This window comes from Pseudomonas reactans (assembly GCF_013385825.1).
In the GTDB taxonomy this organism is placed as follows: Bacteria; Pseudomonadota; Gammaproteobacteria; order Pseudomonadales; family Pseudomonadaceae; genus Aquipseudomonas; species Aquipseudomonas reactans.
Map to the genome: position 1 here is coordinate 171,926 of NZ_JACAPG010000003.1, position 26,996 is coordinate 198,921.

Here is a 26,996-nt window from a genome sequence, read left to right on the forward strand (position 1 = left end):
TGTGAGAGGACGCTGGCGGTTCAATGCGCTGGCGACGTTTCCTGCCCAGGCATGAAAAACCGTGCAAACAACTCGGATTGAGACTTGATGCTCAGTTTGTTGTAGAGGTTGCGACGGTGAACTTTGATGGTCTCGGTCGACAGGTTCAGCTTGCCGGCGATCTCTTTGTTGGAAAAACCGCTCAACAGCAACCGCAGCACATCTTTTTCGCGCGCGGTGATTTGTGCGCCAAGTTGCATGATCGCCTCAGACCACGGCGGCGGTTCGGCCTGGCTTTTTTCCGCGTCACTCTCAAAGCACATGCGTTGATGCATCAATGCCATCACCCACGGTTTGATCATGTCCAGCGTAGTGATCTGCTGCGGGCTGTATCGCACGTTGCTGCCGAATGAAATGCACAGGGTTCTGTCGGCGTCGAGCTGCACGTTGTATTGCACCTCGTCCACGCTGACGTACTGGGCAAAGTACTGGTGGTAATACTCGGTGGTCAGGAAATGCTCCGGCGCGATGTCGGACAGATGGAAAAAACCACTCTGCGGGTTTTCCCGGTTGGCGATGTAAAACGGGTCCAGCAGGTACAGCCCTTTTACATAGCGCTGGGTCAGGGCGTCCACTTCGTCTGCATCGGCGACTTCGGTCAGGCTGATAACCCGCACCTGTTGGTCGCTGAAGATCAGCACAACCCAATTGTCGATCTGGACATATTCCTTTAACACGCGAACCAGCGAGCTCCAGAACGCCGGGCGGTTCAGCTGCATGATCAGCGTTCCGGCGGACCGATGCCAGGCCAGGTTGTGAAGGTCGAGCGACATTTACTACCCCTTTAGGGTTAGGCATTCATGGGGCTGGGCTAAGTACTTCTGGGTATTTACTAATCGGACCTGCCGCGTATATTCACCCTCCAGTGGATGCAGGCCATGATGGCCTGTCGTTTTGACAAGGATAGCGAGATGAGTCAACCCCAATTGCGCGCCATTTTTATGGCTGCGCTGGTGTCTGTGTGTGCCAGTGCGCCGGTCTCGGCGGCCGAACCCCGGGTCAATCTGTATAACTGGTTCGGGCTGATCGCGCCGGAAACCCCCAAGGAATTTGAGCAGAAAACCGGTACCCGGATGCACCTGGATGCCTTCGACAGTGCCGAGATCATGCAAAGCAAGGTCATGGCCGGGCGCACCGGGTATGACGTCGTCGTCGCCACCTCGAATGTCTTGCCCAGCCTGATCCAGGCCGGCGTTCTCGCGCCGCTGGACCGTTCCCAACTGAGTAATTTCTCGCACATCGATCCAGAGATGCTGGCGCTGCTGTCCGCCAACGACCCAGGTAACCGCTACGCCGTACCCTACCTGTGGGGCACCACCGGCATTGGTTATGACGTGGATAAGGTCAAGGCCGCCCTGGGTGACAATGCCCCGGTGGACAGCTGGGACCTGATCTTCAAGGAAGAGAACATCAGCAAGCTCAAGTCGTGTGGCGTGGCGATGCTCGACTCGCCGAGTGAAATCATTTCGATTGCCTTGCATTACCTCGGCCTGCCCAGCAACAGCCAGAACCCCGAGGATTACCAGAAAGCCCAGGCGCTGCTGTTGAAGATCCGTCCTTACGTCCTTTACTTCGACTCTTCCAGGACTGACGCTGACTTTGCCGACGGCAATATTTGCGTGGTGGTGGGTTGGGCGAGCGGGGCGCTGACGGCGCAGGCCATCAATGAGAAAAACAACACCGGTCGCAAGATTGCCTACAGCCTGCCGCGTGAGGGCGGGTTGGTGTGGTCGGAAAACTTTGTGCTGCTCAAGGATGCGCCGCATGCCAAGCAGGGCCTGGCGTTTATCAACTACATGCTCGACCCGCAAGTGATTGCCAAGAGTTCCAATCACACGCTGTACCCCAACGCCAACAAGGACGCCACCGTGTTGGTCGAGCAGAAGTTGCGCGACAACCCTTGGATTTACCCGTCCAAAGAGACGATCGCCACCTTGGTTCCCCTTGAACCGTTGCCCTTGAAATTGGAGCGAATCCGCACGCGTGTGTGGACCAAGGTGAAGAGCGGCACCTGATCGGGTGAATGAATAGGCGGTCCGGGCTGCAGCAGACGTGTCAGTGAAGGAGATCAATCATGGGCCAAGCCGAATATCAACGCGACGTGAAGTCGGACGATGACAAGGCGTACAAGGACATCGAGGAACAGATCGGCCACTGTACGCCCGAGCAAGCCTGGGCCATGTATTACGTCTCCACGGGCATGGTGCGTGAGTACATTACGCGGGCGGTGATGGAGCATATCGGCCGGGGCAACCGGGCGCTGCTGCTGGAGTTCCCGGAGCTTGCCCGGACCGAGGAGCGATCACGCTTCCTGCTGCCGCTCTAACCGAATGCCGATCAGCGATGATCGGCATTTTTGTGTGCGCGCGGGCTTGCTGCTTTGGCCAGGCGTAATGTGGCCTCGCGGATCTCTTGCTGGTTCAGCGAGGCGAAACCCAGGCGCAACGCGTTCTCCGCCTGGTCCATCGGCGAGAACTGCCGGCCGCTGCGCACGACCAGGCCGTGATCAAGGGCTGCGTTCACCGTCTGGTCGACGTCGATTGTATCGTCGAAGCGTACCCACAGCGCCAGGCCGCCTTCGGGCTCGCGCACCTGGATCCGATCACCGAACGCCGCCTGCAGGCAGTCTTGCAAGGTCTCACGGCGAGCGCGGTATTCCTTTGATACCCGGCGCAGGTGCTTCTTGAGTTCGCCATCGTTGATCAGGTCGGCAAGCATCTTCTGCGCGACCGCGTCGGCATCGCCCAGCATCAGTGCAGCGTTGCGATGCAGGGCTTCGATCACCTGCGTAGGAGCCACCACATAACTGCAGCGAAACGTCGAGCCGAGGACCTTGGACAACGAACCGACATAGATCACATGTCGCTGCGCGCGATCGCTGGCCAGGGGCAGGTAGGGGCGTCCGCTGAAGTGAAATTCGTGGTCGTAATCCTCTTCGATGATGCAGAAGTCATGCAGCGCCGCCAATGCCAGCAACTGTTGCCGCCGCGCCGCGTGCAGGCTCACGGTGGTGGGGAACTGGTGGTGCGGCGTGAGGTAGATCATGCGCACCTTGTGTTCGCGACAGAGGTGATCGATCTGGTCCGTGCGACAGCCTTCTTCGTCGATGTCCACCGTGACCAGTTGCGCACCCAACCTGCGGAAAATTTCCCATGCTGGCGGGTAGCTCAGGCGCTCTACCAGCACCACGTCGCCAGGTTTGAGCAACAGGCTGGCGGTCAGGTACAGCGACATCTGCGTGCCTTGGGTCAGGCAGATGTTTTCGGCGCTGACCGTCAACCCACGGTTGTTGCGCAGCATCTCGGCCAGGGCGCAGCGCAGATGATAGCCGGTGCCCTCGCTGCCGTAGCGCAGCGTGTTGGACGCAAAGCTGTTACGCAGGGCATTGCGGTAGTAGCGATGCAACACGGCTTGGGGCAGCAGGCGGTGGTCGCTGGTGCCGTTGTCGAAAAACAGCGCGTCATGCCGATGATTCAGCGCCGTCACCTGGGCGTTCTGGGCGAAATAGGGCGCGGCTGTCTGCGCCAGGATGGGCGGCGCGAAGGGCGCCTGCGTGCTGCTCGGCAATTGCTTGGCCGTCAACTGCGCGTTGACGAAGGTTCCGCGTCGCGGCTCGCTGACCAGCCAGCCCTTGGTCATGGCCTCTTCGTAGGCCAGGATCACGGTCTTGCGGTTGACGTCGAGCAACTGCGCCATTTCCCGCGTGCCCGGCAACAGTGTGCCTGGCAGCAATCGCCCTTCAACGATCGCGGTCACCAGGCCTTCGGCAATCTTGCGGTAAGACGCCTGGCCTGCACTGTCGTCCAGCTTGAGCAGCGGGCGCCATTTTCGCATCTGGACCATCTGAAGTATCCAAAACTGGAGGTTTTAATGGGCCTAGTCTAGCGCAACAATCCAGCCTCACTCACCCCGAGGTTGTTATGAATACACGTCATGTCATCGAACTGTCCCCCTCGGGGAAAACCTTTGAGGCCGGTGACGAATTGTTGCTGGATGCGATGCTCGCCAACGGCCTGTCCGTGCCGTTTTCTTGCCGACGCGGAGCCTGTGGCTCCTGCAAGGTGGTGGTCGCAGAAGGGGTGTACCGGGCCAAGCAGCTGGCGCCGGATGCCCCCGTCCCCTGCTATCCGTTGGCAGCCAATGAAATGCTGCTGTGCCAAAGTCACGCCTGCGGCGACATGTGCCTGGAAATCCCGGGCTGGTCGCTGGACACACCCGCGCTGGTGGTCGAGGCGCAGGTCGTGAGCAAACGCGCACTGAGCCCCGACATCATTGAACTGGTGCTGATGCCGGACAGGCCGCTGGCAGTGCGGGTGGGCCAGTACCTCAAGTTCCGCCTGGTCGACGGCGACTCGCGGTGTTTCTCTATCGCTAACCTGCCGGCCGAAGACGACGGGCGGCTGGTTTTTCAGATTCGCCAGGTGAGGGGCGGGCTGTTTTCCGAGACCCTGCTGGGCGGCCTGGAGGCCGGCGATCTGGTGCAACTGGAAGGGCCTTTTGGTGCCTGTACCTGGCAGGACAACGACGAGGCGTCTGTCGTCCTGTTCGCTACGGGCACCGGCTACGCGGGCATCAAGCCCATCCTGCTGACCGCCCTGACGCGTGATGTCGACGTGACCTTGTACTGGGGCGGCGGGCAACCGGCAGATTTCTACGACCGCGCGTTCCTGGACCAGTCGGTCATCGATCACCCGCGTTTTCACTGGCACCCGGTGTTGGCGTCCCAAGGGCGGGTGCAGGAGGTTGCCTTGAGCCATGGGCATGACTGGGAAGCTGCCCAGGTGTATGCGTGCGGTAATGGCGCAATGATCAGCCAGGTGCGCACGGAGTGTCTGGACGCCGGCTTGCCCGGCCATCGATTCGTCGCGGAGGCCTTTGTGCCCAGTGGCCGGTCGAGTGCCGGCACGACGCCCAAGGCCCTGCACCCGATCTGGGAGAAAGTCGGCCCACGTTATTCACTGGACGGCATGCTGGCCGCGCGCGATCAGTCCATCCGTGCCCTGGCGGCGATTGCCAGTCGACTGCAGGTCGGCATGACCACCGGCGAAGCCCTCGACATGGCCGCCGACCAACTGCAAGCCATGGGCGCCTCCCACACCTGGCACCCGACCTATATCCGTTTTGGCGATGACACGGTGCGCCCACCCCGCGAAGGCATTGACCGCCAGCGCAGGCTGCGCGCCACCGACATTGTCGTGGTCGATCTGGGCCCGGTGTGGGACGGTTACGAAGGCGACTACGGCGATACCTTTGTGTTCGGTGACGCGCCGCTGCACCTGGCGTGCAGGACCGCACTGCACGAGGTGTTCGACGAAACCCGCGACGCCTGGCTGAGGGGGCTTACCGGTCGTGAACTCTATGATTTCGCCGAGCAGAGCGCCGTAGCAAAAGGCTGGAGGCTGGCACGCAACCTCGCAGGGCACCGCCTTGCGGATTTCCCCCACGCGTTGTTCGAGAGCAAGGTGCTGGCTGATCTGGAAATCCCACCGAGTGAAATGGCCTGGGTCCTGGAAATCCAGCTGTGCCATCCCACGGAACCGGTCGGTGGTTTTTTCGAAGATATGCTGATGCTGCAAGCCTGAAGAGCCCGCCGTTGCGGCGGGCTGCTGTTTATCAGAGCTTCGGCAGTTGGCCGATGCGGCCCATCATTTCGGTGACGATTTGCAGGTCAAGCAGGAACTGGTCGACGGTCTTGAACTCGTTGTCGGTGTGCCCGGTGTACTTCACTTCCGGACGCGCCAGGCCGAATTGCACGCCGTTCGGCAACTCGTGCACGGAAGTTGCGCCGGCCGAGGTGCCAAACTTGTGCTCCATACCCAGATTTTCACTGGCCACGGCCAGTAGGGCTTTCACCCATTCACCTTCCGGGTTGCGGTACATCGGCTCGGCCACCGAGTAGGTAAAGCCCACCTTGACCTTGGTTTTCTTGTCCCAGGCGCTCAACTTGTCGGCGATCTCGGCTTTGAGTTTTTCCGGTGACTTGCCCTTTGGCACGCGCAGGTTCACGGCCAGCTTGAAGGCCTTGTCATCCAGGCCGACAAAGGTCAGCGAGGTGGTCAGCGGCCCCATGAACTCATCAGAGAAGCCCACGCCCAACTTGCCGCCCAGGTAATCCAGGCCCCAGTTGTCAGACGCATAACGTGCAGCATCCGTGATGTGGTTGTGTTTGAGGGCGATCTTGCCATCGACGCTGTGGATCAATTCCAGCATACGCGCCACCGGGTTGACCCCGGATTCCGGCTCGGACGAGTGTGCGGACACGCCGGTGACAGTCAGCTTGACGTCTTTGCCGTCGACCTTGGCGGCCACTTCAAAATCACCGCCGTTGCGCTTGGCGTATTCAGTACCAGCCTTTTGCAGGCTGGCAGCCAACTCGGCAGGGTTGTCGCTGACAAAAGTCGCCACCGACGCCGACGGAATCTGGTTGGTCGCCATGCCGCCGGTCATCGAGGTGATTTCCGCGCCTTTGCCTTCACCCTTGCGACGCGGGAAGGTAGCCATCACCGTGCCGTAGCCTTTCTCGGCAATCACCACCGGGTAACCGCCATCCAGCGCCAGGTTGTACTGCGGTGTCGGGTTCTTTTCGAAGTAGTAGGGAATCGCGTCGCCAGAGGTTTCTTCGGTGGTGTCCACCAGCAGCTTGAAGTTGCGTGCCAGCGGCAGCTTTTCTTCCTTGATCACCTTCATGGCATACATCGCCACGACGATGCCGTTCTTGTCATCCTCGGTGCCACGGCCGTACATGCGGTCACCGATCAGCGTGACCTTGAACGGGTCGAGCTTGGTGCCGTCTTTCAACACCCAGTTTTCCGGTGTCACGGGCACCACGTCGGCGTGGGCGTGGATACCCACCACTTCATCACCGCTGCCTTCCAGGGAAATTTCGTACACACGGTTGTCGACATTGCGGAAGGTCAGGTTAAAGGCCTTGGCCAGCGCCTCGATCTTGCCGGCGATCTTGATGAATTCCGGGTTCTTGTACTGCGGCAGGCCGTCCACGTTAAAGGTCGGGATTTCCACCAGCTCACGCAGGGTTTCGGTGGCGGCCTTGCCGTACTTCACGCGGGTGTAGATACCGAGCAGGCGATTGATCTCGTTCTGCTGATCCGCGCTCAAGGCTTTGTTATCAAGAAACGCACTGATCGCCGGGCCTACATCGCTGGTCTTACCCAGGTCGCCCTTGGCCAGGGCGCCGAGGAAACCACGGAAATCGGTGACGGACGTTTCGTTGAAATGCTTCAGAATCGCCGTGCTTTGGTCCGGGGTGATGTTGGCGAAAGCGGGGCTGGTGATGGCCGAAAGGCTCGCCGCGAACAGGGTGGCAGCCGCCAATTGCTTGAGTGGAAAGTGCATGGAGGGACGCATTCCTTTGCAGGTAGTGAGTAGGACGTTTCTGATCAAACTGTCAGAAACATTTCCACACACTACCACTACTCAGGTGCCTCTGGTCAATGCTGGCCAGGATGGGGCTCAGGGTACTCCTCGGTCACGTTCAAGGCTCTAGCGTAGGGTCCGTCCCACAATTGCTCATGCAATGCCCCGACACGCTTGGCCATCGCTTCGCTGCGCATCACCACTTCCAGATTGCGCGAATTATCCAGATACCCGCCCAGCCAGTTGCTGGTGCCGATCCAGGCGACCTGGCCGTCGATTTCCATGGCCTTGCTGTGGATTACCCGCGCATACGGGATAAAACCTTGCTTGGCCTCGGGGAGGGTGACGATTTTGATCTGGACGTTAGGCAGCACGGCCAGGCTTTTGAGGTAGGGCAGTTCCAGCTTGTCGGTGTTCCAGTTGGACACCATCAGCTTGATCGACACCCCACGTGCCGCCGCCGCACGCACGGCATTGTCGATCACTGCGTAGTACGGGCGGGTCTTGTCCGGTCCGTAGGACAGTGGTGCGTAGTCCAGCAGTTGCACGCGCACTTCGTGTTTCGCTTCGCTCAGCAGACGCGGCAGTTCCAGCTGTGAATCGCCTACGCCCGGTGGGTTGTAGCGTTGCGGGCTGGCGACCAGGTAGTTGCCGGTACGTGGCAGCTCTTTGCTGGAGGCAGGCAGCGGAACGGGTTGGTTGTCGGCCAAGGCCTGCTGGGCTTTCCAGTCCTGTTCGAAGACCGCCTGCACCTGGCTCACCACGGTTGGGTCGGTGATACGCAGCCCGGTTTCGTGGATATGTTCCAGCGAGCGCCAATCGAAATTCTGGCTGCCCACGAAGGCTTGCTTGCCGTCCACCACCAGGTATTTGGCGTGGATGATCCCACCGCTCACCCGCGCGTAGGGCAGCACGCGAAAGGTCAGGTTGGGGATCGCCCGCAGGCGTTCCAGGGTGGACGCTTCCGACAACTTGATGCCTTTTTCTTCCAGCAGAAAACGAATTTTCACACCGCGTTTACCGGCGGCTTCCAGGCGTTCGATCACGCGGTCCATCACCGAGCCTGGGTGATCGGCGGCGTAGAACTGGCCAATGTCGATACTGTTTTTTGCGCCGTCAAACAGCTCGCTCCACACCGGGCCGGGCTGGCGCAAGTCGTCGGTACCGAGGGCGGTGTCCACCGGCACGGTGTGCACCAATTCAAACCCCGGAATCGAAAAGTCCGCCTGGGCCAGCGGACTCATGAGCAAGCCTGCCAGGCCAGCGATGCGCAATTTCAAGGAAACGGACATAGGGATTCCCATCAGAAAAGAAAGCGGGCGCATTGCGCGCCCGCTGTTGCGTTCAGGCCGTGCGGCTGTGCAGCGGCGTCGGAACCAGGTGCGGTACTTCACTCTGCACGCGGGCGCCGGTGGCGGCGCGGATCAGCAGGATTTTCAGCTGATCATTGATGCGCTCCAGGCTGTCCTGGAAGAAGTTGTGGAACACCACGCAGAACAGCGCGATGGCGATCCCCAGGCCGGTGGCGAACAAGGCCGTGCCGATACCGCCCGAAATCTGCCCTGGGTCGGACACGCCCGCCGTGGCCAGCGCCTTGAAGGTGTCGATGATGCCGAGGATGGTGCCCAGCAAACCCAACAGCGGCGCGGCGGTGGTGATGGTTTCGATGATCCACAGGCTGCGGGCCAGAGGTGCACGGGTAGTCAGGTACTGGGTTTCGATGACGTCATCCAGGTCCTTGCGCGAACCTTGTGAGGCTTTCTGCGCCAGCACCGGCAACACCATGCTCAGCGGCAGGCTGTCGCGGCGGCTCAGCTCCTGTGGCAGGTCGCGTTCGCTGTGCACATTGGCGCCCAGCACCTCGGTCAGCGCGCGGGCTTGGCGGCGTACGTAGGCGAAGTAAATCCCGCGTTCGATGGTGATAAAGATCGCGATGGCCATCGCGGCATACATCACATAAAAGGTGATGTCGTGGAGCAGGTTCATGTCCATGTTCATTTACCTCGCAATTAGAAGTTGGCTTCCAGGGAAACCGTCACGGTACGTTCCAGGCCCACGATGTAGGCCGGGTCGCCGTCGCGGAAACCGCTGTAGCTGGCCGCGTTGGTCTTGGTGGTGTACACGCCGTCCAGGTACTTCTTGTCGAACAGGTTGTCGACGTTCAGGCGCAGGGTGGCGTCCTTGACCACTTTCTTGTCCACCGGCAGGTAGATGCCCGCGCCGGCGTTGAACACGGTACGGCCGGAGATGGCTTCGTCGTTGGTCAGGTCGCCGTAGAGCTTGCTGGTGTACTTGCCGCCGAAGGTGCCGTAGAAACGGCCGTCGTCGTAGCCGATGTTGGCGGCCAGCATGTTTTTCGGCACGTTGGCGAACTGCTTGCCGCTGGTGGGCAACAGGATGGCTTTGCCGGCGTTGTACACGGTCAGGTCGTCTTGCTGCTCGGCCTTGGTGTAGGTGTAGGAGGTGTAGTAGTTGAAGTGATTGGGCAGCAGGCCGCTCCACTCAAGCTCCAGGCCGCTGTTGTTGACGGAGCCTGCGTTGATGTCGGCGAAGTCGCCGTTGATGTCGCGCGACGACACCTGGCGATCCTTGAACTGCATGTAGAACAAGGTGGCGGCCACGGTCATGTCTTCATCGGTGTAGCGCCAGCCCAACTCGTGGTTCCAGCTGGTTTCCGGCTTGGAGTCGATGGAGCCGACACCCTTGTCGTACAGCACATAGTTCTGCGGGATGCGCATGTTGCGCGACAGGCTGTAGAACAACTGATCGCGTTCATCCAGCTGGTATTTCAGGCCGGCGTTGGGCAGCAGTTTGTTGTAAGTCTGGTTACGTTTTTCCGGCTGCTCGGTGAGGCTGCCGTGGTTGGTGCCGTCACGCTTGACGTTCATGTAGGCCAGGCCGGCGATCAGGGTCCAGTCCGAGTTGATGTACCAGGTGTCCTGGGCCCAGACCTTTTGCGCCGGGGTAATGGTGAAGCGATCGCGACCCTGGATGGTGTTGCCGTTGGCATCGACCACGGCCTCGTTGGAGTCCGGCCAGGTGTCGACGGGCTTGCCACTGGCCTTGAGCGGAATGAACGGCTGGGTCTGGCTTTGACGTGCGCGCTCGTACCAGTAGCCGACTTGCAGGCTGTGATCGCCCAAGTCCCAGTTCAGTTTGGTGGTGATGCCCGGACGCCAGGTCTGGGTGCGCGAAGGGCGGTAGTACACGCCGTTGTTCGGGGTGCCGTCGGCGTTGTATTGGGCGCCGGTCGGCAGGTTGCCCAGGTCGAACACCCCGCCTTGGTTGGAGCCTCGGTTCAGCGCATAGCTGGACGAGCCGACGCCGCTGCCGTTACCCCAGTAGTAATACGGGATCACCGACAGCGCGAGGTTGTCCGCCAGTTTGAACTGGGTGTTGAGCACGGCGGTGAAGGTCTGGAACGGGTTCTGCGCCAGGGCGTAGTAGCTGTTGTACTTGCCGTTGCTGCCCACGGTCGGCGTGGCCGGGTAGGGGTCGTACTTGCGGCCGTTCTGCTGGTACTGGGCTTTGGTCAGTTGGCTGTAGCTGTTGTTGTCCTGCTCATGGTACTTGAGGATCAGGTTGGCGGTGTTGCCATCGCCGGCGTCGAAGAAGCTGTTCCACTCGACCTTGTCCGCGCGCACGGCACCCGAGCCGCGCCACATCTGGCCTTCGGTGTGGGAGGCCGACAACCAGTTGCTCAGGCCATTGATCTCGCCGGTGTTGAGGCGGGCAAAGGTCTTGCGCGTAGCGTTGCTGCCCATCACCTGTTTGACGAACGCCCCGGTTTCCTTGGTCGGGCGAATGGTCACGATGCCGATGTTACCGCCGCTGGAGCCGATGTGCGGGCCGTCGGCCTCCGACGAGCCCTGGGTGACGAAGATCTGCTCGATGTTTTCCGGGTCGCCCAGCAGGTTGGAGTACAGCGCGTAGTTGCCGGAGTCGTTGATCGGCATGCCGTCCACCGACATCCCCACCTGGTCGGAGTTGAGCCCGCGCATGGTGAAGCGAAAGCCGGACAGGCCGGTGTTGTCTTCGCTGGAGATGTTCAATCCCGGCGTGTACTTGAGCTTGTCCACTGCGTTGCCGGTGGCGGTCTGTTTATCCAGCGCTTCCTTGGTCACGGTGGAGCGGCCCTTGATGCTTTCTTCCTGCACCATGTAGCCGCCACCTGCCGTGGCCTTGCCCTGAACCCCAATCGTCCCGACGTCGCTGTTGCTGGTGTCGGCCATGACCATCCCATGGCCCATGCTTGCGGCAACGAGTGCCAGATGAATCCGGGTAAACCTCATCTCTGTCGTCCTGGTGTCGGGTGCTTATTGCACGCTGTAGTTGAAGGTGGCGGTGAAGCGCTGCTCATTGCGGCCCCCGAAGGCTTGCTCGGGGAACGGCTTGACTTGCTTGATACGACGCAAGCTGTTGGTGGCGGCCCGGTTGAGCAACATGCTCGAGGCCTGGGTCTGCAAACCGGAGTCGAGAACCCGACCCTGGCGGTCTACCAGCAACCAGACCACCACTTCGCCGGTGGGGCGTTCGAGGGAGGCCTGGCGTCCGGTGGGGTACTGCTTGTAAGTGTCCAACTCGTTGCGCAAACCCTTGAGGTAACCGCCTTCCAGGGCTTGGCCGTCGACTTTGGGTGGCGCCGGCGGCGCGGGTGTCGGCGCGGCCTGGGCCACGGGCGCCGGAGCCGGTTTGGCGGCGACCGGTGGTGGTGTCGGGGTGGGCGATGGCTTGGCAACCACTGGCTTGGGCACAGGTTTTGGCTTGGGCTCAGGCTTGGGTTTCGGCAAGGGTTTAGGTGGCGGCGGTGGCGGGGCCGGTTCGGCCTCTTCATCCTCGATCACCGGCGGTGGCGGCTCTTGTTCCACCACCGGCTCGGGGATCACTTCCGGCTCTGGCTCGACCAGCGCCAACTCGACCGCCGACTCGTCATACACCGGCTCGACCTTCAAGGTCTGGGACTGGATACCCAGTGCAATCAGCACCAGGGCGATCAGGGCCGGGACACTGCCCAGCAACTGACGCGCACGAAACAATACGTACATGATCAGGACTTACGCGTGGCAATGGACACGGAGGTAAAGCCACCCAGACGCAGGGTGTCCATCACCTCCACCAGGCGCGAAACCTCCACGCCTTTGTCGCTGTTGACGATGATGGTCGACTTGGTGTCAGGCTTTTCCGCCGCTTTCAGCGCCGGCACCAAGGCGTCGACCGTGAGGTCCTTGCCATCCAGTTGCAGTTGGCCTTCCAGGCCCAGTGTCAGGATGAATTTGTTCTGTGGTTTGAGCTGCTGCGAACTGCTGGCGCTGGGCAGTTGCGTCTTCATGCCGAGGGCCGGAATCACGTTCAGGCTCACGAGTACGAAAAACACCAGGAGGAACATCATCACGTCGATCATCGGGATCAGTTCGATGTGCGCCTTGCGTTTTTTCGGTTCGTCCCAGGTTCTCATTCCGCTACCCCGTTATTGAATTAGGGGCGACACGCTAACAACCAAAAATGACCGATTGGTTAACTTTAATTGACGTTTTGACGGCTCTAGGACAAGTCTTTCAGGCGATTCTCAAGACATTTTTGTGACGTAACAGAATTGACATGCAGCAGGGGCATTCTCAAAAACTTTACATCGAGGGCCCCTGGAAATGAGCCGTGAACTGCCACAGATATCCACGCCGCGACTGTTAATGCGCGCACTGGAAAACCACCAGGCCGAGACGTTGTGTACCCTCGCCAACGGCCCGAAAATCGCCGACAACACAGCGAGTATTCCTTCGCCTTACACCCTCGAAATCGCGCAGGACTTCATCGCTGGCATGCCGGAGAAATTTCGCTCGGCCCACCTGTTGAGCCTGGGCATGCATCGGCGTGACAACGGCGAGCTGATCGGCATTGTCAGCCTGCGCATCAAACCGGATCACCTCTACGGACACCTGGGCGGCTGGGTGGCGGCGGACGCACGCAACCAGGGCTACGCGGCAGAAGCGGCGCGTGCACTGATGGACTACGGCTTTACCGAACTTGGCCTGCATCGCGTGGGCAGCCAGTGTTTCAGTCGCAACAAAGAGTCGGCACGGGTCATGGAGAAAATCGGCCTGCAGTACGAAGGCTGCATGCGCGGGGCGTTCCTCAAGAACGGCGTGCATGAAGATATGCTGGTGTTCGCCACGCTGCGAGAGGATTGGGAGTTTCGGCTGTGAGTGGCGAGGTTGATCATGGCCGACGCCGGGTGCTTGCCGGGCTGGCTGTCGCCACCACGTTTTCGATCCTCAGTCCGTTTGCGCGCAGCGCCGGTGTGGACTATCCGTTCACCCTCGGCGTGGCTTCCGGTGACCCGTTGCCTGATGGGTTTGTGATCTGGACGCGCCTGGCGCCGTTGTTCAACGCCGTGGATGGCCGAGGTGGCTTGAGCCGTTCCGTGCCCGTGCGTTGGCGGGTCGCCAGCGATGCCGCGATGACCCGCGTGGTACGCCAGGGCGAAGTCATGGCCAGTGAGCGCTGGGGCCATTCGGTGCATGTGGAAGTCGCGGGGCTGGAGGCGGGCCGCCCCTATTGGTATCAGTTCGAGGGGCTGGGCGCGCAAAGCCCGGTGGGGCAGTCGCGCACGGCACCGGCCGTGCATGCCATGGTGTCGGCGCGCCTGGGGTTTGTCTCGTGTTCCCACTGGGAGCGCGGCTATTTCAGTGCCTATCGCCACTTGGCGGAGGAACAGCCCGACCTGGTGTTCTTTCTCGGTGACTACATCTACGACAGTTCCTACGCGGCGGATTCGGGCAAGATCATCCGCCCCCACGGCAGCGGCAATGCGGTAAGCCTGAGCGACTATCGCAACCGCTATGCCCTGTACAAAACCGATCCGGATCTACAAGCCCTGCACGCCGCCGCACCGAGCGTGGCGACCTGGGACGATCACGAAGTACAGAACGACTACGCCAACCGTTGGTCCCAGGACCCGAAGATCCCGGTCGGGCAATTCCTGCAGCAGCGTACGGCAGCCTACCAGGCTTACTACGAGCATATGCCGCTGCGTGCCAGCAGCTTGCCGAAGGGGCCGGACATGCGCATTTATCGGCGCCTGGACTACGGCCGACTGGCCCGTTTCCACGTGCTGGACGGTCGGCAATACCGTTCCGAACAACCGTGCATTCCGGCCAATGGCAGCCACCAGGGACATATCGCCGATAACCTCTGCCACGACTTGCGCGACCCTGGCCGCACCATGCTGGGTTGGCAGCAAGAAGCCTGGCTGGACCAGGGGTTTGCCCAGTCGAAGGCGCAGTGGAACATCATCGCCCAGGACCTGCTGGTGGCGCCGCTGACCCAGCGTGATCTGACCAACCACAAGCCGGGGCGTTGGACTGACGGGTGGGATGGCTATATGGCAAATCGCAGACGGATGCTGGCGTCCATCGAGCGTAACCGGGTCAGCAACCCGGTGTTCTGGGGCGGTGATATCCATTCGTTCTGGGTGACGGACTTGCATGCCGATGGCAACAACCCGGACTCGCGGGTGGTGGCCACGGAATTCGTCGGTACGTCGGTGACCTCCGACGGGCCGCCCTTTGATGCGTTCAGCAAGCTGCTGCCGCTCAACCCGCATGTGAAGTTTTTCGATAGCCGTCAGCGGGGATATGTGTCTGTGGAACTGGAGGCGCAAAAGATGCTGACGCACTTTCGTGTGATTACCGATCCGCGCAACCCTGCGGCGACCGTTTCAACCTTGAAATCGTTTGTGAACGAGTCCGGCCGACCCGGCGCAATCCTGTAGGAGCTGGCTTGCCGGCGATTGGTCCTTGAAGTCAGCGCTGGACTCACGGCAGCCATCGCCGGCAAGCCGGCTCCTACAAGGTTTGTGGTGGTTACAGCGGCGCGGTTTCGTTGAGGCTGTAGCGCACGGACAGCGCGCCCTTTTTCTCTGACAAGGCCAGGATGGTCACCTGGCCCAACTCGCTCAGTGCCTGCACATGGGTGCCGCCGCAGGCATACGCGGGTAATTCGCCAAAACCGACTTCGCGGGTGCCGTCTTCCAGGTTCATGTGCCGTGGATAATCCGCAGCGATCCATTGGTTGACCTGTTGCTGGATCGCCTCGGCGTCCATGGCTTGCGCCGCTTCGCCACGGATGAAGGTGATCTTGCCTTCGCCCGGCCAGTGATGGGCCTTGATCGGCATCCAACCCAAGGTCTCGCCCACGTTGCCGATCAAGTGCCCGGCGGAATGCAGTCGGGTGTTTAGCATACGGCGCTGTTCATCGACCTTTGCGGTGATCGGACCGGGTTCCAGTTGCCGGTCGACGTAGTGCACCACGCGGTCGGCTTCCTGGGTGACACGTAGCACAGTGGCTTCACCGAGCCAGCCGGTATCGAAAGGTTGCCCACCGCCCTGAGGGTGAAAAATCGTCGACTGCAGGATGACTGCAAACTGGTCTTCGTGGGGTGTGCAACTCAACACCTCAAGCTCGGCAGTCAGGTGGTCGTGGGTAAAAAACAGGCGTTCGGTCATGATCTACATCCGCATCAGGGTTCTGCGCGCAGTATAAATAGTGCGTAGATAGGTGATAATCCGCTCAATTATCAATGGACCTGTGCACCATGAGCATCAATCTTCCTTTGCCGCTGCTGGGCGAAATGGCGATTTTCGTCAAAGTGGTGGAAGCCGGCAGTTTCTCCGAAGCCGCCCGGCAACTGGGGGCTTCGCCTTCCTCGGTGAGCCGCAGTATCTCGCGCCTGGAGAACGCCCTGGCGACGCGCTTGTTGCAACGCACCACGCGCAAGCTGCGCCTGAGCGAAGGCGGGGAAGAGGTGTTCAAGCGTTGCCAGGAGATGGTCAGCGCGGCGCGCTCGGTGATGGAGATCAGCGGCCAGTTCACCCATGAAGCCGAAGGGTTGGTGCGGGTCAGCGTGCCCAAGGCGGTGGGGCGGTTTGTGGTGCACCCGCATATGCCGGAATTCCTGCGGCGTTACCCCAAGGTGGATGTGCAGTTGATCCTGGAGGATCGGCAGGTGGACATGATTGATGACAATGTCGACCTGAGTATCCGCATCACTGACAGCCCGCCGCCGGGGTTGGTGGGGCGGCAGTTATTGCCCATCGAGCATCTGTTGTGCGCGACGCCGCAGTATTTGGCTGAACACGGGACGCCGGAGCATCCCCATGACCTGCTGGCACACAGTTGCATTTACTTGGGGGAAACGCCCGGAGATTCACGCTGGAAATTCCGCCAGGCCGGCAAGGCGGTGACGGTGGCGGTGCGTGGGCGTTATGCGGCGAACCACACCGGGGTTCGGCTGGATGCAGTGTTGCAGCATGTGGGGATTGGCAGCTTGCCGTATTTCACGGCGCGCCATGCGTTGGCGGAGGGGCGGTTGGTGCAGGTGTTGCCGGCGTGGGACTTTATTGCGTCCTACCATGGCGAGGCGTGGTTGCTGCATTCGCCCACGCGGTATTTGCCGCCGAAGTTGCGGGTGTTTATTGATTATCTGGTGGCGTGCATGGCGAAGGAGCCGACGTTGCGCAAACGGTAGGGATGCGCTCGAAACTGTAGGAGCCGGCTTGCCGGCGATTGGCCCTTGAACCCAGTGCAGGACTCAAGGCCGCCATCGCCGGCAAGCCGGCTCCTACAAGGGAATCAGTGCTTGCTCTGGTCAACCGGCATGGCCAGCAGCTGCTTTTCCTGGTTCCAGTCGAACGGTTCGTCGTTCTGTTCGGCTTCGAAGCGACGTTCTTCCAAGGCCTGGTACAGGTCCAGTTCTTCGTCGGGCATGAAGTGCAGGCAGTCACCGCCAAAGAACCACAACAGGTCGCGCGGGACCAGATGGGCGATTTGCGGGTAGCGCAGGATGACCTGGCTCATCAGGTCCTGGCCCAGGTACTGGCTTTCGATCGGGTCGATCGGCAGCAGGGCGCGCAATTCGTCGAAGCGCTCCAGGAACAGTGAATGGCTTTCCTCGGGCACCTGTTCGGCTTCGCCGACGGCAACCAGGATGCTGCGCAAGTGGTCGAGCAAGACGAGATGATCGGCAACGACGTTGGACACGAGATAAGTCCTCTAAAGCAAAAACGGGCGCGAGAGTATATGCCCCTCGCTAAAGTGGGGCAAACACCAATAGACACTGGGTCTCCTGGCTTTGCAGCTTAATTTGCGTACAATCTTGCGTAGAAATGGTCCGCAGAAACTGGCAATGGATAAGGCGCACAATTTACAGCTTCGGGGGGGTACGTTCCACGTCCGATTTGATGTTCCGGCAGACGTACGTAAGGCGTTTGGCGGTAGGCGGGTTATGTCAAAGTCCCTTAAGGCGGGTTCGCTGACTGAGGCCATGCATCGGCGTAGCCGCTATCTCCTGGCATGGCGTGATCAGGTTAATGCCGCTCGTGATGGCGTCGCACTGGCGGAAGGCTGGCAGGATGGTGTCTTGGACGCGATTAGTGCTGTTGACGTGATGATGAAGGACCAAAAGCGCGGCCTGATCGGTAGGTCGGTGCCACAGGTAGAGATTGACCCTGCTGTTGAAGCTCGTATGCGGTCCAATCCTCGGTTTGTTGCAGCCTTTGAAGCCTGGGTACGGGACCACTTAAAGGACGGCATGGATGGAAAGGTGCGCCTCTTTGATGAACTGGGGAAGGGTATTCAGTCGCTCATTCCAGCAGTCCTGACGCGTTCTCAAAGTATCCCTACAGGGCAGCTTCAAGAGCTAAGAGCCTTGGTGGCTAATCCGGCAGCACACAAGCCAGCATCACCGCTTACGCCAGCATCCTTGGAAGCGTTCAGAGCATTCAGGACCAAGCAGGGTGTATCTGCTGTGAACATTGCCACGCAGCACACCCGATTGCGCAAGCTGTCTGACTACATCGCTAAGACAGGTTGCGCGCCACATCGAAGAGTTACGAGAAACTGGAGATTACTTAGCATACGGCGAGGCACTCCGAGAGTTCCGCCTTCAAGGAACTCATTAGCGTCGGAAAGAAGAAATACCGTAGGTCTGAGCAGATTAAAGCAATTAACTTCGGAAAGAAAAGAAGCCAGTGCGAAGCACTAAAGTTGAATCACCCATAGAATGGCGTCAGTAGTACCGTCCCGATTCAGGATCAGTCTGCCAGTAAATATATCCAGCATCACCACAACCCAAAATGCTCTTGCTTTTGATCTGCTAAACCGAAGGTGATGTGGGCAACAGTTGTCAGCGAGCGCTGACGGAGAGTAGAACTGCTGAATGCATTCGCATTCGGTTATGCACGAAAAATCTAAGATCAAGATCAAGGGCAGAAGCGGTTTAGTGGTGATCCTATTTTGTACTGGCTTCGGCAGGATCGGAGGTCTTGTGGCGATACTTCCACCGGGAGGTGGAGACATTGGAGTGAATCAACTTTACAGCTCACGCTGTTACCACCTTTTGACTAGATGGGACCATACGGCGACGTATGATGCTGACTCACTCCATTGGCGGACTAGCTCTTCGTGCTATCGATGGCAAAGTTAATGAACGCTGAGCAAGTGATCAACATAAAGCGGGCGTCTGCCTGGGTAAGTGTCGATTCGTTATCCATCAGGGAGTGACGAATTCCGCTTGCATCGTTGCTATACCCGTAAAGAGCGGAGAAAGCATTTTTGAGACTTGGGTGAAGGCTATGATGCTTTTCCAAGACTTTCAGCGCCTGGCCTAGCGTAGCTTTGTCATCACCTACAAGTTTCTTGGCTAAGGACTCAACGGCACTAATGGATTCCTTGATCGAATTCCGATAGTCAGGATTTTGTTTTTCTGTCAAGAATCCGAGTGATGTTTGCAGATGAGTTCTGACGCCTGCGTATTGGTCTGCGTTTTCTATCGCTCGCTCAATTTCTGCTATTTCATCTTTTGAGGTGATGGGTGTTACCAGCCCGTCAACAAAACGATACGCTGAGTTTTCCCGCTCGAATGCCTCATTGCACATTTTGACAAACTCGTCGCTATTATCATCCACCTCCGGGGCATTCCGGTAGATAAACTCTAACAGGCTGTAGACTCTGTGCCATGCACCTAGAAGCACTTCCTTTTTCAAATCTTCAATAATGCTAGACCATCCCCAAGGGATGCTATCTAAAGTTAGCTTACGGTAGTTGCTGTAAAACCTTACAGTAAACTCGTGGTAGTTTGATCCAGCTACTGCCGCCGTATTATAAGCCCCATAAAAATTGTCCCAGTAGCAAACGGTCAGAACATTCCAAAGAGTGTTGCGCAAGTCTGTATCGATTGATTCCGTCTGCAAGATCTTGGACGCAGGCAGATAGCCCATACGCTGTGAGAAATCCATTACCACCTCGCTCATACCTGTTCAGGAGTGCTCCACTAATTGCATCCTTTCTCGCGTCATTATCCATGCTGGCGATGTGGCGGCATACCCCCACCGCAAACCCCTCCTGAAACCTCAGATAACCCCCTGAAAACCTCACCTAGGGTTGAAAATATAGTGCTTGGCTATTTATTATTACTTATTGATAGTTTAAATTGATGCTCCCTGTAGCCCAATGTTTCCGTGGGACATGTCAGAAACGGACAAGCTCGCCCCTATGAGAACCTAGTCTCAAACCGGTTTCCATCATTCAGAACGCACAAAGCGCGTCCAAATGGCGAAATTCTGCAAGACGACAACACCCCCCGGCCCAGGAGTGCCGAGGGTATGTGGTATTTCGTCAGCTCAGCAGGCCGAGGGCCACGGGCGGAGTGATTTCATTAGTACGTTGTTAAAAAAACGAGATGTCGTTCTTTTCGTGTTCTTCAATGTCGTGTTCGTCGACTCGGATAGATTCCAAGTAAAGGCGGATAGGGGGCCTATCGTCATGCTCAAACACGCTGTAGTTTTCAGCTCGCCACTCGGTTGTGTCGGTTTTTCGATAGCCCTGCGCAATCAGGTCGGCTTGTGCTGCGACGAGTGCATGTGATCCCAGCTTGTACTGCGACGAGTGCATGTGATCCCAGCTTGTACTCCAGCGTGTAGCTGCCCATGTTTCCGCTCATTTGCAGAGGCAGGGTATCGCCCTCACGCTTGCGTCGAGTGTTTTGCTGGAGTTCCTGTAGCTCAAAAAGCGCGAGTTCAAGCAGCTTCCTCAGATGCTCCGCAGATTTCCCTTCGACGTCTATTGTCAGCGAATGAACCATGCTCATGGTCTGGCCCCTTGTTGTTGAGCGGGCATGTTAAACGGTTCGGATGCTCAGAAACCATGTGTACTCGTCTGGTATAGATCAAGCAGTACCGTTAATCGGCTCGTTTGCTCGTACCGAGAATACCCCTTTAACAACCCTAGTAGGTACACATGTGATCGGTACATCCAAAACGGTATATGTGGGGTGATTGAAATGTTCATACGTGCGTACCTGCGAGCATCAACCGATGAGCAAGACGCTCTGCGTGCCAAAGCAGACTTGAAGGCGTTCGCCGCAGATAACGGCCAGCGTGTTGCCAGTTGGTATGTCGAGAACGAATTCGGCTCTACCTTGCAACGGCCTGAGTTGTTCCGCTTGCTAGATGATTGCGAAGCTGGCGACATTCTGTTGATTGAACAGGTGGGTCGCTTGTCGAGGTTGAATGACGCTGACTGGAAAAAGCTACGAGCAATCCTTGAGACCAAGGGTGTGTTAGTGGTGGCCCTCGACCTGCCCACCTCCCACGCTGCCATGCAACCGCCACGCGCTTGTGATGAATTCGCAGGTCGTATGCTTGCTGCAATCAATTCTATGCTAATGGACATGCTGGCAGCTGTAGCACGTAAGTCCTATGAAGACAGGCGCCGTCGCCAGGAGCAGGGCATCAAGAAGGCCAAGGCTGCTGACGCGTACCAGGGGCGTCCTGTGAATGAGGATCTCATAAGCGGATCAATACGGCTCTTGCTGCTGGCTTATGGCTCTGCGTCACTGCGAAGACAGTGCGTTGTGCCCTGAGCACCCTTCAGAGGGTGGCAGCAAAGGGCTAACAGAACGTCTCGGTGCCCAATGCCCGCCATGAGCGGGCTTTTCTTTGCAAATCAATAATTAATCACTCGTTCATACACTCTCAATATCAGCGGTAAGCTCCTGTATGCCTCTGTGGGGCGATGCTTATCAAAGGGTGGCTGTCAGATCTTTATGAGGCTTATAGGCTGCTTGTAGGGGGCTGTATGGATAGGTGCTTGAGGTTGTTTTTGTAAATCATCGGTTTTCAATGATGGTCAGTGTCCACCGTTAAGCAGCGCTGAGAACTATCCGGCTACCCTGGATTATTTTCGGCCAGGAAAACCAAATCGCCCATCGAGTTACGAACATAATTCTGCGGCGGGCAACGCTTCTGGAATACTGTTTTACAACGTGGCTATTTACAGAGATACGCATTTTGGAATGCTGCCATGGCGAGAAACGCACCGTCTCGGTGGAGTGATGCAGGATGCTCTTCTAGGTACTTGGCTGCTATTCTGGCTAACTGCCGATTCGTTAACCCGCTGGGAAAACACGTTTTTTCGTTCGGCAGCATGTATTCATTCATTGTTGCCATGGTGCTCGCCACCCCATTCACCAGTCCCCAGCAATATCCTGTGGCTAGGTTGTCTGTATTGTGGTCGCCGTCTGAATCGCGGATGGCCTCTTTGCAGGTACTAAGCAGATGGTTTCCATCCCCTGCCATTACTTCACCGCTCCCCATCATCGCCACCAGAGTCATCGCTGCTGTCCTCCCTGCTTTCATGGTAATGCTCTATTTTGCTGTGTGGTCCGGCGATACTATCGCCTTAAATAGCCAGATGCCATCACGTAAGGAGACCTGCTAGCATCCTCCCACTCAATTGGGTGTGGTGTTTACGATGGATGATGAAGGCGATTTCAAGAAGGCACGTGGCTTCCTGCTCACGTATTCAGCGTTGGTTTTAGCGCTTTGGTACTTCGGGGCTGATCTAAGCCAGTTCAAGCTGATGGGGAACGAGATAAAGCTTCACCAGCGTACTGAGAGTGTCTGGTTGGTGCTCGCTTGCCTCAATGCCTATTTCTGGCTTCGATTTGTACAGCACGTTCCAACTGGAGGCTTTCGCTTCGATAATGCGATGAATGCTCTCTATGATCGGACACTATTAAGGGCAGCTTTGTGCGTAAAGCATTTTGAACTGAGAAGACTTGTGAAAAGCACTCTCATCCAAAAGCATTCTCCGGGTGAAAGTGCAAAGTATGTTCGCAGTTACGGATACCTCACATGCTACGACCGGATAAAGGAAGATCGTAGAAACCAGCCAGAAGAGGAGATTGAGCTGCATCACTATTCTCGTGAGCACCGGACAGAGATGAAGCTTTCGGCAAACTACAGATATACCAGGGAAGGTGAATGGGTGAAGTTCGGAGATAATGTTCGACTGGATGCTTATGTGCCGGGTAGAACACTCAGTTGGGCTGTGAAGTCATCAACGACAGTAATGGGTGCATTCAGCATTCCTTGGTTTACTAACCACATCGCTCCATTGATGTTTGGCTTGATCAGTACCTGTCTTGCCCTCTGGAAGTGGTGGGGCATGAATTATTTTACGTAGCATATCGCGTAGAAAACCTTGCTACGTTTCTATATATGCAATTGATTTATAAGGAAAAGAAAAACGGGCGCGAGAGTATATGCCTCTCGCGCCCGTTTTTATATGACCGCTCGACTCAGCGGACCTTACCCACAGCCTGGGTCAGCTCTTCCTTGCTGAAATCATCCACGTCGATCACCTTGCGCCGCGCCGCTTCGGCGTCACGCAGGGTTTGCGCTTCGGTCGGTTGCAAGACGCCTGCGTGCAACGCCGCGTCGATGGCATGCTCCCCGGCGGTCGGTTTGACCTGGCCGCTTTTGAGCGCGGTGTGCAGTTTTTTCTGCAACGGATGGCTGGCGCCGAGCAGGTCGTAGGCATGTTGCAAGGCGCCCACCGGATCTTCCGCCGATTGCGGGCGGTAGCAGCCGGCCAGCAACTCTTCCAGGGTCGGGTCACCCTTGGCACGGCCGATCACTGCCGCTACTTCGGCATCCAGCGCATCTGACGGTCCGGTATGACGACGGCCGAACGGGAACACGATCACCCGCAGCAGGCAACCCAGCACCTTGTTCGGGAAGTTGCTCAGCAGTTCATCCAGCGCACGCTCCGATTCACCAAGGCTTTCTTCCATGGCCCAGGCGAACAATGGTTCCAGATGGTCCGGCGAATCCAGGTCGTGATAACGCTTGAGGGCGGCCGACGCCAGGTACATATGGCTCAGCACGTCACCCAGGCGTGCGGACAGGCGTTCACGACGCTTCAGCTCGCCACCCAGCAACATCATGCTCAGGTCAGCCAACAGCGCGAACGCGGCCGCCTGGCGGTTGAGTGCGCGGAAGTAACCCTGGCTCAGGCGGTTGCCCGGCGCTTTCTCGAAATGACCCAAACCGAGGTTCAGCACCAAGGTGCTGGCGGCGTTGCTCACGGCGAAACCGATGTGTTGCATCAGCAGCCCGTCGAACTCCTTCAGCGCCTGGTCATGGTCTTCGCGACCGGCCAGGGCCATTTCCTTGAGTACGAACGGATGGCAGCGGATCGCGCCCTGGCCGAAGATCATCAGGTTGCGCGACAGGATGTTCGCGCCTTCCACAGTGATGAAGATCGGCGCGCCTTGCCAGTTGCGGCCCAGGTAGTTGTTCGGGCCCATGATGATGCCCTTGCCGCCATGCACGTCCATGGCGTGGCTGATGCACTCGCGACCACGTTCGGTGAGGTGGTACTTGAGAATGGCCGACAGTACCGAGGGTTTTTCCCCCAGGTCCACGGCATTGGCGGTGAGCATGCGCGCGCTGTCCATCAGCCAGGCGTTGCCGCCGATACGCGCCAAGGCTTCCTGGATGCCCTCGAAGGCCGACAGCGGCACATTGAATTGTTCGCGTACCTGGGCGTATTGGCCGGTCACCAGGCTGGTGAACTTGGCCGCGCCAGTGCCGACCGCAGGCAGGGAGATCGAACGGCCCACGGAGAGGCAGTTCATCAACATCATCCAGCCCTTGCCGAGCATTTCCTGGCCGCCGATCAGGAACTCAAGCGGGATGAACACATCCTTGCCGGAGTTAGGGCCGTTCATGAAGGCGGCGCCCAGGGGCAGGTGGCGACGGCCGATTTCCACGCCGGGGGTGTCGGTGGGAATCAGCGCCAGGCTGATGCCCAGGTCTTCCTCCTCACCCAGCAGATGGTCCGGGTCGTGTGCCTTGAAGGCCAAGCCGAGCAGGGTCGCGACCGGGCCGAGGGTGATGTAGCGTTTTTCCCAGTTCAGGCGCAGGCCAAGGGTTTCCTTGCCTTCCCATTCACCTTTGCAGATCACGCCGGTGTCGGGCATGGCGCCGGCATCGGAGCCCGCCAGCGGGCCGGTAAGGGCAAAGCAGGGGATATCATCGCCACGGGCCAGGCGCGGGAGGTAGTGGTTGCGCTGTTCTTCGGTGCCGTAGTGCAGCAGCAGTTCGGCAGGGCCGAGGGAGTTGGGCACCATCACGGTGGACGCCAGGTCACCGCTGCGGGTGGCGAGTTTCATCGCGACCTGGGAGTGGGCATAGGCAGAGAAGCCCTTGCCGCCATATTCCTTGGGAATGATCAGGGCGAAGAAGCCGTGGGTCTTGATGTGTTCCCAGGCAGCGGGCGGCAGGTCCATGGCCTGGCCGATTTCCCAGTCGCTGACCATGGCACAGAGTTCTTCAGTGGGGCCATCGATAAACGCTTGTTCTTCTTCGGTCAGTTGCACCTTGGGGTAGGCCAGCAACTTGTCCCAGTCCGGGCGACCGCTGAACAGTTCGCCGTCCCACCATACGGTGCCGGCGTCGATGGCATCGCGCTCGGTCTCGGACATTGGCGGCAGGACTTTCTGGAACCAGCTGAACAGTGGCTTGGTGAAGTATTGGCGGCGCAGGTCGGGCAACGGCAGGGGCGCGGCCACCACGGCGATCAACACCCAGAAGACCAGCAGCAGCCAACCCGGTGCGTGGCTCCAGGCGCCCATCGCCAGCAGGTAGACGGCAACCACGCCCAAGGCGGGCAGGGGCGCGACTCGGCGGTGTGCGAGGTAGGCAATGCCGACCACCAGCACCAGTATCCACAACAACAGCATATTCAATCCTCCGTGAAACCAGGGGCGAAACCACCAGGGAGCTTAGTCGGCATCCGAACAAGCGGGGTGATCAGGGTGTAACGAGATTTGGCCGATTCGTCGTTATCTCCCCGGCAGGCCTGTGGTTAGACTCCAGGCTTCCTTCGGAGATAAAGCTCATGGATACCTACCTGAGTCCCAGCCGCTTCATCGATAGTGACCACCCTGCGGTGGTGGAGTTCGCCGAAAAACACCGTGGAACCCGTGCGAACTTAAGTGACCAGGCAGTCAGCCTCTACTACGCCGTGCGTGAGGCGATTCGCTATAACCCCTACACCTTCAGTCGCGACCCAGACGCATTAAGTGCCAGCTTCGCCTTGGCCAGCGGCGAAAGCTATTGCGTGCCCAAGGCCACCTTGCTCGCCGCCTGTGCGCGCCACTGCGGCATTCCGGCGCGCATCGGCCTGGCGGATGTACGCAATCATTTGTCGACGCCGCGCCTGATCACCTTGCTCAAGAGTGACGTATTCGCCATGCACGGCTATACCGAGCTTTACCTCAACGATCGCTGGGTCAAGGCCACGCCTGCGTTCAATCAGCAGTTGTGCGATGTATTCGATGTGCCGCCGCTGGACTTCGATGGCATCCACGACAGCGTTTTCCACGCGTTCAATCGCCAAGGCCAACGTTCGATGGAATATGTGGTCGACCACGGGCAATTTCCTGACGTGCCCGAGGCGTTTTTCTTCGCGCATATTCAGCAGTGTTACCCCCACTTGTTCAGCGAGGACATGCCGACCCTGCTGGGCGATATGCAGAGCGATTTAAGCCGCGCGTGAACCGGCGTATGCTGCTGCGTTCATCAAGCCATGTTCATCAACAATAAGGCGCGGTCATGCTGAAAATCTGGGGTCGTAAAAATTCATCAAACGTCAGGAAGGCACTGTGGTGCGCCGAGGAACTCGGCCTGGACTATGAAGCAATTGATGCGGGCGGGGCTTTTGGTGTGGTCGATACGCCGCAATATCGGGCATTGAACCCCAACGGTCGGGTGCCGATGATCGAAGACGGCGATTTCGTGCTGTGGGAATCCAATACCATCGTGCGCTACCTCTGCGCCAAGCAGGCGTCCCGCTGGTATCCGACTGAGGTGAAAGCCCGGGCCAACGCGGAAAAGTGGATGGACTGGACCACGTCGACCTTCGCCGAACCGTTCAAGATTGTGTTCTGGGGCGTCCTGCGCACCCCGGCGGAAAAACAGAACTGGGACAACATCCATGCCGGTCGCCAGGCCTGTATCGATGTGCTCAAAACCGTTGATGAAGCGCTGGCTACACAGCCGTATCTGTCGGGCAACGAGATCGGCATGGGCGATATTCCCTTGGGCAGCTTTATCTACGCCTGGTTCGAAATGCCCATCGAACGGCCTGCGATGCCCCATCTAGAGGCCTGGTATGCGCGCCTGCAACAACGTCCGGCCTACCGCAAAGCGGTCATGACTGCGTTGACTTAATACCCACTA

23 protein-coding genes and 1 pseudogene are annotated in these 26,996 nt (G+C 58.7%); 11 read left to right on the top strand and 13 right to left on the bottom strand.

Features of this window, described 5'->3' with window-relative positions; genetic code table 11:
* Window positions 1-20 precede the first annotated feature (20 nt).
* A complete protein-coding gene (locus HX868_RS03970) occupies window positions 21-812 on the bottom strand; it encodes a response regulator transcription factor (RefSeq protein ID WP_177001983.1) in 792 nt (263 codons plus the stop codon).
* Between the two features lie 138 nt (window positions 813-950).
* Here HX868_RS03970 and HX868_RS03975 point away from each other — a divergent pair, with 138 nt between their 5' ends.
* Entirely contained in the window at window positions 951-2,054 is a 1,104-nt protein-coding gene (locus tag HX868_RS03975; RefSeq protein ID WP_177001984.1) for a polyamine ABC transporter substrate-binding protein, read from the top strand.
* 59 nt (window positions 2,055-2,113) lie between these two features.
* Entirely contained in the window at window positions 2,114-2,365 is a 252-nt protein-coding gene (locus tag HX868_RS03980; RefSeq protein ID WP_016979527.1) for a hypothetical protein, read from the top strand.
* 11 nt (window positions 2,366-2,376) lie between these two features.
* Here the strand turns inward: HX868_RS03980 and pdxR are convergent, their stop codons facing one another.
* Window positions 2,377-3,882, bottom strand: coding sequence for a MocR-like pyridoxine biosynthesis transcription factor PdxR (gene pdxR / locus HX868_RS03985; RefSeq protein WP_177001985.1), 1,506 nt, complete (start codon window positions 3,880-3,882; stop codon window positions 2,377-2,379).
* A gap of 77 nt (window positions 3,883-3,959) precedes the next feature.
* Between pdxR and HX868_RS03990 the strand changes: the two genes are divergently transcribed.
* A complete protein-coding gene (locus tag HX868_RS03990; RefSeq protein ID WP_177001986.1) occupies window positions 3,960-5,621 on the top strand; it encodes a M24 family metallopeptidase in 1,662 nt (553 codons plus the stop codon).
* A 31-nt stretch (window positions 5,622-5,652) separates the two neighbouring features.
* On the opposite strand, the gene HX868_RS03995 is transcribed toward HX868_RS03990, so the two are convergent.
* The 6 genes from HX868_RS03995 to HX868_RS04020 all read right to left on the bottom strand — a co-directional run bounded on the left by HX868_RS03995 (window position 5,653) and on the right by HX868_RS04020 (window position 12,868).
* Window positions 5,653-7,392: a dipeptidase gene (locus tag HX868_RS03995; RefSeq protein ID WP_177001987.1), complete on the bottom strand. Its 1,740-nt coding sequence runs from the start codon at window positions 7,390-7,392 to the stop codon at window positions 5,653-5,655.
* Window positions 7,393-7,487: 95 nt separating this feature from the next.
* Window positions 7,488-8,705, bottom strand: a complete 1,218-nt coding sequence (locus HX868_RS04000; RefSeq protein WP_177001988.1) for a phospholipase D-like domain-containing protein — start codon at window positions 8,703-8,705, stop codon at window positions 7,488-7,490.
* Window positions 8,706-8,757: 52 nt separating this feature from the next.
* Complete coding sequence (locus tag HX868_RS04005; RefSeq protein ID WP_177001989.1) at window positions 8,758-9,405, bottom strand: MotA/TolQ/ExbB proton channel family protein; 648 nt, start codon at window positions 9,403-9,405, stop codon at window positions 8,758-8,760.
* A 17-nt stretch (window positions 9,406-9,422) separates the two neighbouring features.
* The gene (locus HX868_RS04010) at window positions 9,423-11,705 is read right to left on the bottom strand and encodes a TonB-dependent receptor (RefSeq protein WP_028615753.1); all 2,283 of its coding nucleotides are present in this window, start codon (window positions 11,703-11,705) and stop codon (window positions 9,423-9,425) included.
* 24 nt (window positions 11,706-11,729) lie between these two features.
* Window positions 11,730-12,458: an energy transducer TonB family protein gene (locus HX868_RS04015; protein WP_177001990.1), complete on the bottom strand. Its 729-nt coding sequence runs from the start codon at window positions 12,456-12,458 to the stop codon at window positions 11,730-11,732.
* A 2-nt stretch (window positions 12,459-12,460) separates the two neighbouring features.
* Complete coding sequence (locus HX868_RS04020) at window positions 12,461-12,868, bottom strand: ExbD/TolR family protein (protein ID WP_005786670.1); 408 nt, start codon at window positions 12,866-12,868, stop codon at window positions 12,461-12,463.
* A gap of 190 nt (window positions 12,869-13,058) precedes the next feature.
* Here HX868_RS04020 and HX868_RS04025 point away from each other — a divergent pair, with 190 nt between their 5' ends.
* Complete coding sequence (locus HX868_RS04025; RefSeq protein WP_016979517.1) at window positions 13,059-13,613, top strand: GNAT family N-acetyltransferase; 555 nt, start codon at window positions 13,059-13,061, stop codon at window positions 13,611-13,613.
* Window positions 13,610-15,181, top strand: coding sequence for an alkaline phosphatase D family protein (locus HX868_RS04030; RefSeq protein ID WP_177001991.1), 1,572 nt, complete (start codon window positions 13,610-13,612; stop codon window positions 15,179-15,181). Before HX868_RS04025 ends, HX868_RS04030 begins: the two co-directional genes overlap by 4 nt.
* 91 nt (window positions 15,182-15,272) lie before the next feature.
* Here HX868_RS04030 and HX868_RS04035 read toward each other — a convergent pair whose 3' ends face one another.
* Window positions 15,273-15,914 (bottom strand): alanyl-tRNA editing protein, encoded by a 642-nt coding sequence (locus HX868_RS04035; protein ID WP_177001992.1) that lies wholly within the window; start codon window positions 15,912-15,914, stop codon window positions 15,273-15,275.
* An 89-nt stretch (window positions 15,915-16,003) separates the two neighbouring features.
* Here HX868_RS04035 and HX868_RS04040 point away from each other — a divergent pair, with 89 nt between their 5' ends.
* On the top strand, window positions 16,004-16,936 hold the full coding sequence (locus HX868_RS04040) for a LysR family transcriptional regulator (RefSeq protein ID WP_177001993.1): 933 nt from the start codon (window positions 16,004-16,006) through the stop codon (window positions 16,934-16,936).
* Between the two features lie 104 nt (window positions 16,937-17,040).
* Here HX868_RS04040 and HX868_RS04045 read toward each other — a convergent pair whose 3' ends face one another.
* A complete protein-coding gene (locus tag HX868_RS04045; RefSeq protein ID WP_016979513.1) occupies window positions 17,041-17,448 on the bottom strand; it encodes a PA2817 family protein in 408 nt (135 codons plus the stop codon).
* Window positions 17,449-17,593: 145 nt separating this feature from the next.
* On the opposite strand from HX868_RS04045, the gene HX868_RS04050 reads away from it, so the two are divergent.
* Entirely contained in the window at window positions 17,594-18,451 is an 858-nt protein-coding gene (locus HX868_RS04050) for a DUF6538 domain-containing protein (RefSeq protein ID WP_343047970.1), read from the top strand.
* Window positions 18,452-18,860: 409 nt separating this feature from the next.
* Here HX868_RS04050 and HX868_RS04055 read toward each other — a convergent pair whose 3' ends face one another.
* A complete protein-coding gene (locus HX868_RS04055; RefSeq protein ID WP_177001995.1) occupies window positions 18,861-19,718 on the bottom strand; it encodes an AbiJ-NTD4 domain-containing protein in 858 nt (285 codons plus the stop codon).
* A 1,028-nt stretch (window positions 19,719-20,746) separates the two neighbouring features.
* Between HX868_RS04055 and HX868_RS04060 the strand changes: the two are divergent.
* Window positions 20,747-21,360, top strand: a pseudogene (locus tag HX868_RS04060) (recombinase family protein).
* Between the two features lie 374 nt (window positions 21,361-21,734).
* On the opposite strand, the gene HX868_RS04065 reads toward HX868_RS04060, so the two are convergent.
* Window positions 21,735-22,079 carry a Rap1a/Tai family immunity protein gene (locus HX868_RS04065; RefSeq protein WP_177001996.1) on the bottom strand — a complete coding sequence of 115 codons (345 nt, stop codon included), beginning with the start codon at window positions 22,077-22,079 and terminating at the stop codon, window positions 21,735-21,737.
* A gap of 139 nt (window positions 22,080-22,218) precedes the next feature.
* Between HX868_RS04065 and HX868_RS04070 the strand changes: the two genes are divergently transcribed.
* Complete coding sequence (locus HX868_RS04070; protein WP_177001997.1) at window positions 22,219-22,932, top strand: hypothetical protein; 714 nt, start codon at window positions 22,219-22,221, stop codon at window positions 22,930-22,932.
* A gap of 115 nt (window positions 22,933-23,047) precedes the next feature.
* On the opposite strand, the gene HX868_RS04075 is transcribed toward HX868_RS04070, so the two are convergent.
* Window positions 23,048-25,495 (bottom strand): acyl-CoA dehydrogenase, encoded by a 2,448-nt coding sequence (locus tag HX868_RS04075; RefSeq protein WP_177001998.1) that lies wholly within the window; start codon window positions 25,493-25,495, stop codon window positions 23,048-23,050.
* A 158-nt stretch (window positions 25,496-25,653) separates the two neighbouring features.
* On the opposite strand from HX868_RS04075, the gene HX868_RS04080 reads away from it, so the two are divergent.
* Together HX868_RS04080 and HX868_RS04085 are read left to right on the top strand one after the other, a co-directional pair.
* Window positions 25,654-26,313, top strand: coding sequence for a transglutaminase-like domain-containing protein (locus HX868_RS04080; RefSeq protein ID WP_177001999.1), 660 nt, complete (start codon window positions 25,654-25,656; stop codon window positions 26,311-26,313).
* A gap of 56 nt (window positions 26,314-26,369) precedes the next feature.
* A complete protein-coding gene (locus tag HX868_RS04085; RefSeq protein WP_095015356.1) occupies window positions 26,370-26,987 on the top strand; it encodes a glutathione S-transferase family protein in 618 nt (205 codons plus the stop codon).
* Window positions 26,988-26,996 lie beyond the last annotated feature (9 nt).